At 72.6% G+C, this 14,238-nt stretch carries 12 protein-coding genes; 5 read left to right on the top strand and 7 right to left on the bottom strand.

What is annotated here, in order from left to right:
• Window positions 1-36: 36 nt before the first annotated feature.
• Together Cba03nite_RS35660 and Cba03nite_RS35665 are read left to right on the top strand one after the other, a co-directional pair.
• Window positions 37-1,254, top strand: a complete 1,218-nt coding sequence (locus Cba03nite_RS35660) for a sensor histidine kinase (RefSeq protein WP_239126265.1) — start codon at window positions 37-39, stop codon at window positions 1,252-1,254.
• On the top strand, window positions 1,251-1,961 hold the full coding sequence (locus Cba03nite_RS35665) for a helix-turn-helix domain-containing protein (protein WP_203756264.1): 711 nt from the start codon (window positions 1,251-1,253) through the stop codon (window positions 1,959-1,961). Before Cba03nite_RS35660 ends, Cba03nite_RS35665 begins: the two co-directional genes overlap by 4 nt.
• Here the strand turns inward: Cba03nite_RS35665 and Cba03nite_RS35670 are convergent.
• Window positions 1,956-3,518 (bottom strand): hypothetical protein, encoded by a 1,563-nt coding sequence (locus Cba03nite_RS35670; protein ID WP_203756266.1) that lies wholly within the window; start codon window positions 3,516-3,518, stop codon window positions 1,956-1,958. The genes Cba03nite_RS35665 and Cba03nite_RS35670 overlap by 6 nt on opposite strands.
• A gap of 232 nt (window positions 3,519-3,750) precedes the next feature.
• On the opposite strand from Cba03nite_RS35670, the gene Cba03nite_RS35675 reads away from it, so the two are divergent.
• The 3 genes from Cba03nite_RS35675 to Cba03nite_RS35685 all read left to right on the top strand — a co-directional run bounded on the left by Cba03nite_RS35675 (window position 3,751) and on the right by Cba03nite_RS35685 (window position 6,436).
• Window positions 3,751-4,224, top strand: coding sequence for a hypothetical protein (locus tag Cba03nite_RS35675; protein WP_203756267.1), 474 nt, complete (start codon window positions 3,751-3,753; stop codon window positions 4,222-4,224).
• Window positions 4,225-4,429: 205 nt separating this feature from the next.
• On the top strand, window positions 4,430-5,656 hold the full coding sequence (locus Cba03nite_RS35680) for a serine hydrolase domain-containing protein (protein ID WP_239126266.1): 1,227 nt from the start codon (window positions 4,430-4,432) through the stop codon (window positions 5,654-5,656).
• A 3-nt stretch (window positions 5,657-5,659) separates the two neighbouring features.
• A complete protein-coding gene (locus Cba03nite_RS35685; RefSeq protein ID WP_203756270.1) occupies window positions 5,660-6,436 on the top strand; it encodes a class I SAM-dependent methyltransferase in 777 nt (258 codons plus the stop codon).
• Window positions 6,437-6,488: 52 nt separating this feature from the next.
• Here the strand turns inward: Cba03nite_RS35685 and Cba03nite_RS35690 are convergent, their stop codons facing one another.
• The 6 genes from Cba03nite_RS35690 to Cba03nite_RS35715 form a co-directional block, all read right to left on the bottom strand.
• Window positions 6,489-7,013 carry a hypothetical protein gene (locus Cba03nite_RS35690; RefSeq protein ID WP_203756272.1) on the bottom strand — a complete coding sequence of 175 codons (525 nt, stop codon included), beginning with the start codon at window positions 7,011-7,013 and terminating at the stop codon, window positions 6,489-6,491.
• Window positions 7,006-7,704 (bottom strand): vWA domain-containing protein, encoded by a 699-nt coding sequence (locus tag Cba03nite_RS35695; RefSeq protein WP_203756275.1) that lies wholly within the window; start codon window positions 7,702-7,704, stop codon window positions 7,006-7,008. Before Cba03nite_RS35695 ends, Cba03nite_RS35690 begins: the two co-directional genes overlap by 8 nt.
• A gap of 40 nt (window positions 7,705-7,744) precedes the next feature.
• Window positions 7,745-8,725: a serine/threonine protein kinase gene (locus Cba03nite_RS35700; protein ID WP_203756278.1), complete on the bottom strand. Its 981-nt coding sequence runs from the start codon at window positions 8,723-8,725 to the stop codon at window positions 7,745-7,747.
• On the bottom strand, window positions 8,722-9,798 hold the full coding sequence (locus tag Cba03nite_RS35705; protein ID WP_203756281.1) for a PP2C family protein-serine/threonine phosphatase: 1,077 nt from the start codon (window positions 9,796-9,798) through the stop codon (window positions 8,722-8,724). Before Cba03nite_RS35705 ends, Cba03nite_RS35700 begins: the two co-directional genes overlap by 4 nt.
• Window positions 9,799-9,810: 12 nt before the next feature.
• Complete coding sequence (locus tag Cba03nite_RS35710) at window positions 9,811-10,719, bottom strand: hypothetical protein (RefSeq protein ID WP_203756284.1); 909 nt, start codon at window positions 10,717-10,719, stop codon at window positions 9,811-9,813.
• Window positions 10,720-10,809: 90 nt separating this feature from the next.
• Window positions 10,810-14,220 (bottom strand): CHAT domain-containing protein, encoded by a 3,411-nt coding sequence (locus Cba03nite_RS35715; RefSeq protein WP_203756286.1) that lies wholly within the window; start codon window positions 14,218-14,220, stop codon window positions 10,810-10,812.
• Window positions 14,221-14,238: the final 18 nt, after the last annotated feature.

A 14,238-nucleotide genomic window follows, 5' to 3' on the forward strand; every position in this document is an offset into this window, starting at 1 on the left:
TCACGCCATGGTTCCTCGATCCCGCCGGGAGGACCGATGAGCAGTCGCCGCAGACGCTGGCCGGCCGAGCTGCCCACCACCCAGGCCGGGCTGGAGCGGGCGTTCTCCTACTTCGTGGCCGGGGTCCGGCTGGGCACGCTCGCGCAGATGGTGCCCGCGGTCGGCATCGGCGTGCAGACGTCGCCGCGGCCGGCCGCGTACCTGGTGTGCTGGCTCGCGGCGGCCGGCGCCTCGGTCGCGGGCAGCGTGGTCGCGCTGGTGCGCCGCCGCCCGCTGGGTACGGCGGCGTCCGTGGCCGATCTCGCCCTGGCCGGGCTGCTGCTGGTCCTGGCGCCGCTGGTGCTGGCGCCGGAGGTGCTGCTCGGCACGTGGATGGCCTACCAGCCCGCGTACGCCCTGTCGATCATCATCACCGCCAGCGGTGTCCGCGGCCTGGTGCTGTGGGCGGGCGGGCTGGCCGGCCTCATCGCCTGCTACGTGGTCTACCTCGGCGGGGACGTCAGCGGGCCGGTGGCGCCGACCGCGGTCGGCAACATCCTCACCTACGTGGTGTACGGGCTGGTCTGCCGGATGTTCTTCGGCTACACCCGCCGCATCGCCGCCGACGCCGACGCGTCCCGTGCCCACGCCGCGGAACTGGCCCGCCGCGAGGAGGAACGCCGCGCCCAGATCGTGATGCACAACGGCGTCGCCGTGATGCGGCTGCTCACCGAGTCCGGCACGGACACCTCGCGCTCGGCGCTGATCGACCTGGCCGAGGCCGAGCTGCAGCGGATGCGCTCCTATCTACGCGGCCGCTCCCCGGACGGGCCGGAGCCGGGCGACGCCGAGACCGTCGCGCTGGCGCCGGTCGTCGAGCGGGTGTGCGGCCGCTTCCCGGACCTACCGCTGGACGCGCTGCTCGACCTGGGCGCCGAGGTGCGGGTGGCCGCCGCGCACGCCGACGCGCTCGAACGCGCGCTGGAGAGCCTGCTGATCAACGTACGCGCCCACGCCCGGGCGTACTCCGTCGTGGTCCACCTCGACCACGGCCCGGACGGCTGGACGCTGACCGTCCGCGACGACGGCGTGGGCTTCGACCCGGCCGCCACCGGCGTCGGGCTGCGCGAGGTCGTCGTCGGCGAACTGGCCCGGCACGGTATGCGCGTCGAGATCGAATCCGCCTTCGGCGACGGCACGACCGTGACGGTCACCGGCGGTCCCGCCGCGGCGCCGGTCCGCTCGCCGCGCGACGACCTGGTGGAGGCCGAGTGAGGCCCGCCGTCGCCGTCGTGGACGACGCGTCGCTCATCCGCGACTCGATCGGCCTGCTCATGCCAGGGCTCGACGTCGTCTTCGCCGCCGCGACGGTCGAGGAGGTGGTGCGCGCCCGGCCCCGGGCCGACCTCGTCGTCCTCGACCTGCACCTGACCAACCTGGACCAGCCGCCGGGGGTACGCCAGGGCATCGCGGCGATCCGCGCGCTGACCGGCTGCGGCTACCGAGTGTGCGTGTACACCCAGGAGGAGCGGCGCTTCGTGCTGGCCGCGTGCATCGCGGCCGGGGCGGCCGGGGTCGCCGCGAAGGCGCTGCCGACCGCCCGCGCCGAGCAGCTGTTCCTGGAGGTCGCCACGGGCGGCACGGTCGTGCCGCAGCCGGTCGTGGGGATCCTGGAGGTGCTCGTCCGGCGCGACTGCATCACCCTGCTCAGCGAGCGCCAGCGCCAGCTGCTGCACGGCCGCGCCCGCGGCCTGAGCTACGCCCAGCTGGCCAAGCGCCTGTACGTCAGCGAGTCGACGCTGCGCGGCTACTGGCTGGACCTGACCCGGTCGCTGTCGGAGTCGCTGCGCAACCTGACACCCGGCGAGATAGAGCACACGCTGGGGCTTGCCCCGGGGGATCTGCTGGAGTTCTGGTCCAGCGAGACGACGGACACGGCGCACTGGTGGCGGACCGGAGCCGGCACCCAGCACACCCTATGACGAGGGTATGCGGCGCAGCCAGGATGCGGCCGTCGCACGCACCACGTGCGGCGTGCGCTGGTGCTCGCAGACGCCGGCGAGCAGGCGGCTGTGGCGTTCGGTGCCGATGCCGAAGGTGATCCCGTGCAGGACGGACCCGTTGGCGGTGTTCGGGTTCTGCTGCCAGGCCGCGAGCTGGACCGCGAGGATCTGCTCCCAGACCCGCTCCGGGAAGCGCCCGGCGCAGAACGGGGTCGCCCAGGCCGCGGCCTCGCGCGCGGTCTCCGTGGCGCCGCGTTTGGTGAGCAGGTCGTGGATCAGCGGCCGGTGGGTGTCGACGCCGAGCAGGGTTAGCGTACGCAGGGCGCTGGTGAGCGGATAGGTGCCGTGCCGCCGCGTGAGGTCGACCTTGACCTCCTCCAGGAGCGTCTGCGTGAACGGGATCCGGAACGGCGTGGCGCCGATGAGCATCGCGGCCGCGAAGTTGCGGTCCGGGTCGGTCAGGAACAGCGCCTCCTCGACCAGGGCCGCCAGCATCGCGTCGACGTCGCCGGTGTGCGGCGTGAGCCGGCCGTGCACTCCGGTGGCGATCCGGGCGCTGGTGGTCTGGGCCGTGGTCAGCTCGGTCAGGCGGCGGCTGATCCATACGTGGTGGGCGAGCGAGGCGGCGGGCAGCCGGCGGGAGACGGCGCCGGCGTGGGCCGGCTGCCGGGCGAGGCGGCGGCCCGCCTCGACGGCGAGGGCGAGCACCGCGCCGCTGGTCGAGGGGTCGTTCATCAGCGCGGTGACGGACGTCAGGAGCCGCGCGGACTCCTCGTGGCGCACGCTGAGGTGCCGGACCATCTGGATGGCCGCCTGCAGCGCCCCTTCCAGCGCGCGTTCACCGTCGGGGTGGCGCAGCTGCTGCAGCACGTACCGGCCGGCGGCCGGGTCCTGGGTGTGGCCGAGCAGCGACAGCGGCTCGACGATGAGCAGCGACGTGGGGTCGCGCGCGTGCGCGATGCAGCGGGCCACGGCGTCCGGACCCGCGGCGGGATGCCTGATGAGGCGGCTCATCGCCGTCTGGCGCTGAAGCCACTCGTGGCCGACCGCCTCGACCATCTCGTCGAGGAGCCGGTCGGCCAGGTCTGCCCACAGCTTCGGCGGGTAGAGCTCGAGCTCGGGACGGGCCGCCACGATCTCCGTCAGCACGCTCCAGTCCGCCCCGGTCAGCGCGTCCGCCATGGTCACGCGGTCGAGCAGGCCGAACAGCCGGGCGCGGTCGCGATCCGGGTCGGTGTCGTGACTCGTACGCAGGGACGCCCCGTCCGCCGCGGAGTGCATCATCGCGTCCGCGACCGCCACCAGCGAGCCGGGGGCGAGGCCGAGCAGCTGCTCGTAGCGGCGGATCGCGTCCCGGGTGGGCAGCAGCTCGCCGGTCTCCCAGCGGGTGACCTGCGACGGCGCGAGCGGCCGGCAGGCCCGGGGCGAGAAGGCGCGCGCGAAGGTGCGGCCCGAGTGCAGTGCCTCGTCCGGGCCGTGTTTCCGGTTCACCCGCAGCAGCCAGCCGATGTGGCGGGTCGCGGTCGCCGTGCTCACGAGGCGAGGATGCGGCATCCATCAATGGCCGTCAACGGGCATTCATCGATGTCACAAGGTGTTCACGGTTACCCGCGTTGCATGAGAACTCCCGGCTGCAACGGCGGCCGGGCCCGGGTCCGGGCGGCCACAGACTGTGGGCGGCACCGCGCCAGGTCATCCCACAGCAGAAGGGACAGTGAACACTCGTATGTTCAGACCGGTCAGGAATTGGAGGGCCAGGACGCTCACGGTGATCGCCGCCGTGGTGGCCCTGGTCGCCGTGAGCGCCTCGCCCGCGGCCGCGTACCCGGGTTCCGACCTCACCAACAAGGGTCTGGCCGTCTACAAGCAGGGCAGCGGCTCCAGCCCCACCCAGCTCACCGTGAACCAGTACATCTGGAACGACGTGGTGTTCAAGAACGCGGCCACGGGCCAGGTGTACAGCGTGACGAAGCTCTGGCTGGTCGTGCAGAGCGACGGCAACCTGGTCCTGTACAAGCACCCGTCGGGCGGCTCGACCCAGGTCTGCTGGGCGGTCAACCAGTATCAGGCCAACGCGCCGAGCCCGAAGCTGATCTACACCTCCACCGGCCGGGCCCAGCTCTGGTGGGACAACGTCCTGAAGTGGCAGAGCGGCGCGTACGGCGGCTCCTCGATCGACATCAGCGGCTCCACCGGCCAGCTCTACATCGGCTACCAGCCCATCTCGCCAGCCTGCTACTGACCCGCGGATTCCGTGCCCTCCGGCGAGCCCGGGGGGCACGGTCCGCCGCCGCCCGTGCCCGACGGCCCCGCTGACGGTATTCATGGAAACCCGGACGGGCGATCTGCCATCTGGTGTACTCCGTACAGGGGCAGCGGGGCCGTTCGCACTGGATCGGCCGGATCGGCACGGGGGTCCTGGAATGCGGCGGTCACGGGTAGGCGGCGTGGTTCTCTCGCTCGTGCTCACGGCCTCCGCCGGGGCCTGCGGCCTGACGATCTCCGAGCCTCAGACGTGGCTGACGCCCGCACCGGCGGCACCGGCCTACGCCACGGCGCTCGACGCGCGGATCCAGCAGATCATGAAGGACATGAGCGTCCCCGGCGCGGTCGTGATGATCACCTCGCCGGACAAGGGCGACTGGACCAGGGCCTTCGGCACCCAGGCGGTCGGCGGCGGCGCGCCCGTGACCGTCGGCGACCACTTCCGCATCGGCTCCAACACCAAGACCATGACCGGCACGGTGCTCCTGCAGCTGGCGCAGGAAGGCAAGATCGGCCTCGACGACCCAGTGTCGAAGTACCAGCCCGAGGTGCCGGGCGGCGACCAGATCACGATCACCCAGCTGCTCGACATGCGCAGCGGGCTCTACAACTACTCCGAGGACGAGCAGTTCAACGCCAAGCTCGACAGCGACCCCGGCTACGTCTGGAAGCCCGCCGAGCTGCTCGCCATCGCCTTCGCCAAGCCGCCGTACTTCCCGCCCGGCACCGCGTTCCACTACTCCAACACCAACCTCATCCTGGCCGGGCTCATCATCGAGCAGCTCACCGGCGGCACGCTGCAGCAGGCGTACCAGCAGCGCATCTTCGGCCCGCTCGGGCTGAGCCAGACGCAGCTGCCCGAGGCGGCCGACGCCGGGATCCCCGCGCCCCACCCGCAGGGCTACATGTTCGGCACGAACGTGAGCACGCTGGCGAACCCGGCGCTGCCCCCGGCCGAGCAGGCGGCCGCCGCCAAGGGCGAGCTGAAGCCGCGGGACGTCACCGACAGCAACCCGTCGTGGGCGTGGGCGGCGGGCGGTGCGATCTCCACGGCCGCGGACCTGACCCGGTACGTCACGGCGCTGGTGGGCGGGGGCCTGCTCGACCCGGCCATGCAGAAGACGCGGATGGACAGCATCAAGCAGATCCCGACCCCGGACAACGCCGACGTCGGCTACGGCCTGGCGATCGTGAAGTTCGGGCCGCTGTACGGCCACGACGGCCAGATCCCCGGTTTCAACTCCTTCATGGCGCACGATCCGGCCACGAAGAACTCGGTGATCGTGCTGACGTCCCTGTTCGCGAGCCCGGGCGGCCAGCAGCCGGCCAACGCGATCGCGATGGCGATCATGCAGGCGCTGTACGGGGAGTCGCTGGTCCCGTCGCCGTCGCCGTCGCCGACCCGGTGACGCATGGCCGACTGGGACGGGGCCGGATACGCGCACGTCAGCGAGTTGCAGCGGGCGATGGCGACGGCGTCCCTGGAGTCCGTCACGGTCGCGGGCGACGAGCGGGTCCTGGACGTGGGCTGCGGCGACGGGTACGTGACCCGCTGGATCGCGTCCCGCTTGCCGGAGGGGTCCGTCCTCGGCGTGGACCCGTCACCACGGATGATCGAGACGGCGCGCGCCGCCGACGACCGGCAGGCGAACGTGTCGTTCCAGGTCGGCGACGTCACCACGATGGCGTTCGGGCCGGACTACGACCTCGTGGTCTCGTTCAACGCACTGCACTGGGTGGCCGACCAGCAGGCCGCCTACCGCAACATCGCGGCGACGCTGGCGCCCGGCGGGCGGGTGCTCGTGCAGTTCGTCTGCCGCGGCCCGCGGCCGAGCGTCGAGCAGGTCGCGATGGAGGCGACGCGCGATCCGCGCTGGGCGCCCGCGTTCGCCGGGTTCACGCCGCCGTACGTACACCTCGGCCAGGACGACCTGGCCGGGATCGCACGCGGCGCCGGCCTGGAGGTCACCGGGCAGTCGGTCGTCGACCGGGAGTGGGACTTCGGCTCCCGCGAGCAGTTCGCGCAGTGGTGCACGGTCGGGTTCTCGGCCTGGACCTCACGGCTGGCGGCCGCGGACGTGCCCACGTTCGTCGACACGGTCGTCGGCGAGTACGAGACGGTCGCCGGCCGTCCTGGACTCTTCCGGTTCCTGCAGTTGCGGGCCGAGCTGCGCGCGAGCAGGGCATAGGCGGGGCGATCCCGCCGGGGCCGCAGCTGCGGGCGGGATCGCCGGCCGTTCGTCATCGCGGCGTCTGTGCCGGGTCGGTCATCGTCAGCTCGGCCTCGGCGAGCCGCCGGGTGTCGGCCAGCGGGCCGAAGATGATCCACTCCGGTGTGTCCGGGACCAGCGCCGGGCCGCGAAGGACCGGTTCCGGTTCCACGCGCACCTGCTCGGGCGGGACGGCGGTGTCCGGGTCCGGCTCGCGGTCCGGGTGATACTCCTCGAACCCGCCCACGAGTGGTGGATCCTGCGCCGGGTCGCGCCCGGGAAGACGGCCGGTGGCCGCCTCCCAGGAGCGCCGGAGCGCCTCGACCACCGAGGTGATGCCGCGATGCCGCAGCATCACCTCGGTGACCTGGACCTCGAAGCTGATCCGCAGGTCGAACACCTCGGGGTCCGAGGTCTCGGCGACCTCGTACCCGGCCAGACAGGCCAGCGGCACATCGATCAGCGCGCCGGCGTTCTCCAGCCGGATCCGCTCGGCGGTCGCCTGCAGCCGGAACGAGCCGTCGGGCGGCCCCGGCAGCCTCGGGGTCTCAGACACTGTTGGCGATGGTGTCGATGATCTCGGCGAGCTCGACCTCCTCGAGCCCCTCCCCCGCGCGCGAGGGCAGGTAGATGGTGTTGTTCCAGTCCGCGGCGATCACGTTCCACGGGTTGGTGTCCGGCGCGAACAGCAGCAGCCGCTTGGCGGCGTTCTCCATCACGGCCTGCTGGCTCGTCGCGTACCCCCACATCTCGAACAGGTCGTCCATGGACGAGGGCAGGCCCGCCGGGTAGGTGCGGGCCGACGCGCCCGTGCCGAGGGGGTGGGCCGAGGCGTCGGTGAACATCGCGATGACGTGGCGGCGGCGGTCCAGGCCCCGCTCCCACTCGGACTTGATCGCCACGGCCAGGGCCTCCAGGCCGGACTCGGGCTCGTCGCCGCCGCCGGAGGCCCGCTGCCGCCGGATGAACGCCTCGAACTCGTCGATCTGGTCCGGGATGGTCCAGAAGCTCGACGCCTCGATCGCGTCGGCGGCGTTGTCGGCGAAGTCCCGGTAGGTGATGACCCGCAGCCGGAGCTGGCTGATGGCCTTGCCCTTGGCGTGCATAGCCTCCTCGAGGCGCTTGTGGAAGGACAGGGCGCCGTCCTTGACGGTGCCGAGCACCGGCGTCATGCTCCCGGTGACGTCGATGCAGAAGACGATGTCCACGGCGTAGGAAAGCGTGGCGTCGTAGTCGTTGTTGGACACTGTTCTCCTCCTGGATTCCGGTTGATGGCTGGTCGGCGGGCTAGCCGCCCATGTTGATCCGCAGACGGCCGACCTGTTCCCGGCGCGGTGGCGGGGGCGTGCGTTCGCCAGGCCGCGGTCCGTCCACCGGCCGCAGCAGGGAGTCGTCGGCGAGTGCGGCCTGGACGCCGTCGAGGGAGGGGCGGTCGCCGGGCCGCAGCGCGGTCATCCGCCGCATCAGCTCGATCAGCGCGGGGCTGAGGCGGGTGTCGAACTGCAGCGGCTCGCCCAGCCTGATCGCGTCCGCGGCGGCGCCGAACCGGGTGGCGTCGTAGCCCGGCAGCACGCCCGTGAGATAGACGTGGATGACCAGCGCCAGCGTGAAGACGTCGGCCGCGGTGGTCAGATCGGCCGCCTTGGTCGACTCGTCCTGCTTGACGTAGCTGAGCCACTCGGGCGCGCCGTACCGCTGGTCGCCGACGATCTGGTCGGGCGGCGGCGGGGTGCCCGTCGGGTACGAGTCGTCGAAGTCGATCACCTTGGCGAGGTAGTGGTCGGTGTCCGGGGCGCGCTGCAGGAGCACGTTCTCGGGCTTGAGGTCGCCGTGCACGATCCCGGCCCGGTGCAGCTGCCGCACGCTCTGGCACAGGGTGCGGATCGCCACGGCGACCTGCCGTACCGGGAGGCCGCCCAGGTGCCGCAGGCTCAGCGCCTCCACCCGCTCGGTGACCTTGTAGTAGGTCGTGTCCTCGCGGAAGAAGTCGACGGCCGAGACCAGGTTGCCGCCCTTGGCCCGGGTCGGGTTGATCCGCTGGTTGACCTGCCGGTGCCGCTCCTCGAAGCCCAGGCATTCGTTGCGGCGGGCCTGCTTGCTCGCGGGGCTGCCCATGGACGACGCGGTCGGCCACTTCGGGTCGAGGAACTGCTTGATGAAGTACCTGCCCCCGGACTTCTCGGCGAACGCCCAGACGCACCGGCCGCCGCCGCTGGTCGTCGGGTCCGAGACGATCCGGTATCCCTTGATCTCGTCGCCCTTCTTCACCACCGGGCTCCCGTCTGCTCAGGCGCCGGTGACCGGGGCACGGTCAGGTCCTCGGTCGGCCAGTTGAAGTAGCGCAGGTAGTTGCGCCGGTAGATCTCCCAGGACCGGCGGCGTGCCGCGACGAACTCGGTCCGGCCCGCCACCGTGTCGAACATGTCGGCGTGCTCGTGGGTCAGGCGCCGCAGCCGTTCCCGGTACTCCTCCTGGAGCTGCGCGAAGGAGCCGAAGCCGACCGCGACCGCGACGACGGAGGCGTCGTCGCTGGTGTAGCCGCGGACCCGGGCGGTCAGGCGCTGGGCCCACTCCCCCGCGTCGGCGGCGCGGTCCAGCTCGCTGAGCAGCACGTGCTCGAACATGGCCGGAGCGGTCACGTAGCCGAAGAACCCGTCGGTGGCGCAGACCAGCACGCACGGCGTGGGCAGCCCCGCGAACACGCGGCGGTGGATGGTGCTGTCGCCGCTGGCGCTGACCACGTTGGTCATCGGCTGGTCGGCGATGAGCAGCTCCAGCACGTCCTCGACGTCGCTGTCGTCCTTGCTCAGCTGCTGCAGGCCGAGGTCTGCGGTGAGCAGGTAGCAACGGGAGTCCCCGGCCCAGGAGGCGGCGACGGTGAGCCCGTCCCCGGCCTGCTGGTAGTCGATCACGGCCAGCGTGGTCGGGAAGTCCCGCCGCATGGTGCCGACGATCTTGTTCCGTGCCGCGGTGCGCGCCCCGCCGAGCGTCTCGGCGAGCCGCTGCGGCAGGGTCGGCTCGGCCTGCCCCGCGGCCAGGTCGGCGAACCAGGACTGGACCGTGAGGTGGGCGAGCCGGGACGCGACGAACGCGTGGCTGAGCCGGCGCCCGTCGGCCGCCCGGCCCGCGTGCCGTGCCCCCGCGCCGCCGAGCCCGTCGTAGACCCCCAGCACCCCGCGCCCGGACGGGGCGTGGTGCATGAACGTCGGTTCGGCGTCCTCGCCGAGCCCGGGCCGTTTGGGCACCCAGGCGGCCACCGCGATCAGCTCCCGGACCGCCACGTGCCAGGCGGCCAGGCGCGGCTCGTCTCCCTCGGGATCACACGTCGCCTCGATCAGCATCGCTTCCTCTTCTCAGGAGACGATCGTGGCGTCGCCGTAGATGGTGTAGAGAGAGCGTGTCTTGCTGGTCTTGGAGTCCCGCCCGCTGCAGGTGATGCGCAGCCGGACCACACCGGTCAGGTCGACCTCGACCTTCTTGGGACTGCCGACGGACACCACGTGGGGCTTGCCGATCGCGTTGCCGTTCTGGTTGTAGAAGATGAACTCACCGATCGCGCCGAACGCGTTCGACTGATCGTCCGAGATGCCCAACGTGGCCTTGAGGGTGTGGAAGCCGGCCACGTTCCACTCGGTGTAGTCCTCGTTGGGCCGCTCGCAGCTAACCCGGACACTCCGCTGGTAGAGGGTGGCCGACATGGAGTACGCGCCGGTCTGCGTGTAGCCCGCGAGGGCGCGCCTCTCGTCGAGGAAGACGGTCAATCCCGGGGGGACCGTGCCGGACGGGTCGGGTGTCGGGTTGGTGGCTTCGTCGGTGGGGGACGGCTCGGTCTCGGGCGTCGGGCTGGGCTCCTCGGTCGGGCTCGGCTCGGGGGTCGGGCTGGGCGGCAGCTCGGGCGAGGAGGCCGCAGGGGATGCGGACGGTGCCGCGACCACGGCCGCGCCCGCGCTGACCGCCTGGAAGGCGGCGCCGAACCCCATCAGCACGGACACGACGGTGAGGCCCACGGTCGCGGTGAACAGCTGGGCGACCAGCGGCCTCCCCCCGCCCTGCCGGTTGCCCTGGCCGAAGTACTGGTTCTGCTTCAGGTAGGCGACCCGGCGCGAGAGCCCGTACGCGCCGGCGCCGAAGGCGGTGGCCAGCAGGAGCGCGACCACCACCAGCGGCAGCGGCGGGAACACGAACACGGCGATCAGCCCGAGGAGGACAGCGGCCAGCAGGGTGACCGCGATCGGCGTGCTGAACCTATTGGTACCAGCCATGGGGAAGCTCTTTCTCGTGGAGGGAGCACGTCGGCACCGGCCGGTGGGGGCTGGTCCTGGTGCCGCTGCTATCTGACGGACAGGCGCACCTCACCGGCCGTGGTAGGAGAAGGCCGCCCACACCCGGACCGACGCCAGCTCCGCTGACTCGACCGGCGGCAGCGCCTTCAGCACCGCCAGCTCCTCGCGATCCGGGTCGAGCATCCAGCGCTGAGCCTCGTGCAACGCCTCGGCGGGGGCCAGGCCCCGCTCGCGCAGGTGGTGGTGGAAGACGGCCATCAGGTATGCCGTGGGCACGTCGTCCACCGGCCAGCGGGAACCGGCCGCCCCGGTGAATCCGGCGGCCAGCAAGGCCGTGGCCAGGGTGATCGACTCGTCGTGACCGGTGGTGGAGACGTCGCTGGCACAGGCGGCGAGGACGACCAGCCCGCCTGCGGTGCCGGGGGCGCGTCCGGCGGCATGGCGCAGGATGCGGTCCAGCGGCAGCTCGCACCGGCCGGTCTTATCCGCGGGCTTGGCCAGCCGCAGATACGACTCGGCCAGGCTCTCCCCGGCGCGTGCGTGGCAGGCGAAGTGCAGCAGCGCCGGGCCCTCACCGGCGGGACCGGGCAGGTGCCGCAGCACGTCCTCCGGGCTCGGGTCGTTGAGCAGCAGCGCCTGCGGGTAGAACGCGGCCTGTAGCAGTTCCGCCTCGGCTCGGGCGCCGGGAAGATCACGGGTCGGGTCGCCGACGAGGATCACCCCGTTGTCCGGTGCCGCCGTGGGACGGCCGGCGACCTCGATCAGCTGGCGGGCTGAGGCCGCGTAGGTCAGCTGGACGTGTTCGATCGCGTAGCGGTGGCCGCCGGCGACGGTCCTGCGGGCGGCGTGCCAGGGGAACGCGCCAAGGGTTCCCGTCGGCACCAGGACCACACGGGCGGGCCCGCCGTCGGGCAGGAGATCGAGTTCCTCCAGCAGCGGGCCGAGAGCCACCGTCCAGGCCCAGTCGCAGAAGTCCTCCTGCCAGGGCTCGCTGGGGTCATGCCCCACCGGCAGCACGTCTCGCGACGCGGACGAGGGCGGGTTGCCCCGATGGCCCGGGGCGGCCCGCAGCCCGGGTGCAGGCCGGGCGCGCATCTGGCCGTGGGCGGTGACGACGAGGATGACCCCGGGCTGGTCCTCATCGCCTGCGAGCAGGTAGGCCAGGGCGGCGGCGCCGATGGAGGTCAGCGCTGCGCCGACTGCCGCCGGGCCGGGCACCTCGCCGAGCTGCCGGGCAGCGGTGGTGTCGCTCAGCGCCTCCAGGATGCGCGAGCGGATGTTCAGGGGCAGGCCCCGATCCAGCAGCGCGCCCGCTAGGTCGGCGACGGCCGGGGCGTCCCGCGTCGCGTCCGGCGGCAGGATGCTCCCGACGGCACCGGCGCGTTCCCACTCCAGCGCCAGGTCGGCCAGCCCGCGGTCACGGAGCAGGCCCGGGATCTGCGTGGCCGTGGTGGAGGCGTGCAGGACCAGGCCGCGGCCCAGCTCCACCGCTTCGTACATGGCGGTGAGGTCGCCGTCGGCCCAGCACCAGCGGGCCAGGCGCGCCGCGTCGGCGGCGGCGTCGCGCGCGGCCGCGAGCCCGTGCGACGGGTTGCTCTGCAGCAGCACGTCCAGGCCACGCGCCCGCAGGCTGTCCAGTCCCAGCCGCAGGGAGCGGGCCCGGCCGTCGTCCGTTCCGCGCTGGCGGTGGGCTTCGGCCAGGCCGCCGATGATGTGCGCGGCCTGCGGGTGACCTGCCCGTGGCAGCGCGGCGGACGCCTTCTCCCGGTAGTCGAGGGCGGCGTCCCTGTCGGCCGCCACGCCCTGCGCGGTGTGCCGGGCCTGGTACGCCTGCGCGAGCAGGCTGAGCACGGTGAGCCGTTCCTCCTCGGTGAGGGAGCCGTCCGCCTCCAGCAGGCTGAGCAGCTCGATCGCCCGGCCCGGTGCGTCCCGATCGTGGTTCAGCAAGCCTTCGACGAGGTCCGCCGCGGCCTGCGCGACCCGGGTGAGGGTCAGGTCCACGGTGACGGTGGGACTGCGCCGCCCTGCCCGCCGCATCACGGCGAGCCCCTCGTTGACCAGCGTGGGATCGCCGCTGGAGGTGCCGAGCGTCATCAGTGCGACGCCGAGGGCGGCGTCGAGCCGTGCGCGCAGGGGGAACTCGGGCGACAGGCTGTTCGTGACGGACCTGAGCGACGTCACCGCCTGGTGCAGCCCCGCCTGGTCCCTGCTCTGGACGGAGTCCTTGAGCCGGGTGATGCTCTGCAGCCCGGCGATGAGGTGGCCGTCCGCGGCTCCCCCGGGCAGGCTGCTGTCGTAGATGAGCTGCGCCGCCCGGAGCAGCTCCCGGCCGGCCTCGGCGTCGTCGAGCACGCCCCGGCTCAGCGCCCGGTCGTTGTAGAGCGCGCCGAGCGTGGCCACGACGAACGGCACGATCGGGTCGTCGGCGGGGATCTCCCGCACCGCGCGGTGCAGTTCCTCGGCGGCGGCGGTGAGGTCGGCGCTGCTGGCGTCGCGCTGGCCCCGCAGCATCAGGATCATGCCGCGCAGGTATCTGTCCTTGCCCGCCTGGGCCGGGCTGACGGATTCCTCGGCGACGATCTGGTCGGCCAGCCCCATCAGCCGGTCGAGCTGCCCGTCGGCGGCCTGGGCCGCTTCCGCCGAGAGCAGCAGGCCGACGAACTGGCGCAGGATCTCCTGCCGGGTCTCGTCCTCCCCCAGTTCCTCGAGCGACTGGCCGGCCAGCTCCGGGGCCGTGGCGAGCAGCTCCGGCGCGCCGGTGGCCTGCCCCAGTCTCACGACGGCCACGGCGATCTCGGCGCGGAGCCGGGCCCGCAGGACCGGGTGGGGCGGCATCAGCTCGATCAGCGTCTGCAGTTCCTGAGCCGTCTCGGTCGCCTGCTGCGGGGTCATCCCCGTGGGATCCTCCGCGCGGATCGCCGCGCTGATCGTGGCCACCATCGCCCGCTGATCGGCAGGTCCCGTGGCGGCGGCCTCGCTGAGGATCGCCAGGGCGGCCGCCATGTCGGGCTGGCCGTCGAACACGAACATCTTGAGTACGGCCAGGGCGGGGAGCATCTGCTGCCGGACCGGGGAGTCGGCTGGCGCGTGGTCGGCCAGTTTCCGCAGGTGGGCCTCGGCCCGGGCGGCGTCGGCGCGTTTGCGGGGGTCCGTCTGGTCCATGGTCATCATCGCCAGGATGTAGGCCATGAAGGCGGTGCCGTCGGAGTCCTGGGTGAGCGGGGCCGGGAAGACCCGCTGCATCAGCAGCAGGCCGGCGCCGCCCCAGGCGATGTGGGTCTCCTGCGGGGTCAGTCCCGGTCCGGCCAGGCTCTCCTCGAACAGGAGGATCGCCCGGTCGCGGTCTTCAGGTGCGGCGGACTCGGTCGCGTACCGCAGCAGGAGCACCGATCCCAGGCGGAAGGCGGCCCGCCGCCGTGCGTCGGTGTCGGCCGGTGCCGCGAGGTAGCCGGTTTCCGCATTCGCTGTCTGCTCGTCCATCACCGTGCTCTGACGGAC

Origin of the sequence: Catellatospora bangladeshensis (assembly GCF_016862575.1) — a bacterium.
Taxonomy (GTDB): domain Bacteria; phylum Actinomycetota; class Actinomycetes; order Mycobacteriales; family Micromonosporaceae; genus Catellatospora; species Catellatospora bangladeshensis.

Coding starts and splice junctions, on each gene's coding strand:
- Cba03nite_RS35715 (WP_203756286.1), bottom strand. CDS start 14,220: ATGGACGAGCAGACAGCGAATGCGGAAACCGGCTACCTCGCGGCACCG.
- Cba03nite_RS35705 (WP_203756281.1), bottom strand. CDS start 9,798: ATGCTGATCGAGGCGACGTGTGATCCCGAGGGAGACGAGCCGCGCCTG.
- Cba03nite_RS35710 (WP_203756284.1), bottom strand. CDS start 10,719: ATGGCTGGTACCAATAGGTTCAGCACGCCGATCGCGGTCACCCTGCTG.
- Cba03nite_RS35685 (WP_203756270.1), top strand. CDS start 5,660: ATGGCCGACTGGGACGGGGCCGGATACGCGCACGTCAGCGAGTTGCAG.
- Cba03nite_RS35660 (WP_239126265.1), top strand. CDS start 37: ATGAGCAGTCGCCGCAGACGCTGGCCGGCCGAGCTGCCCACCACCCAG.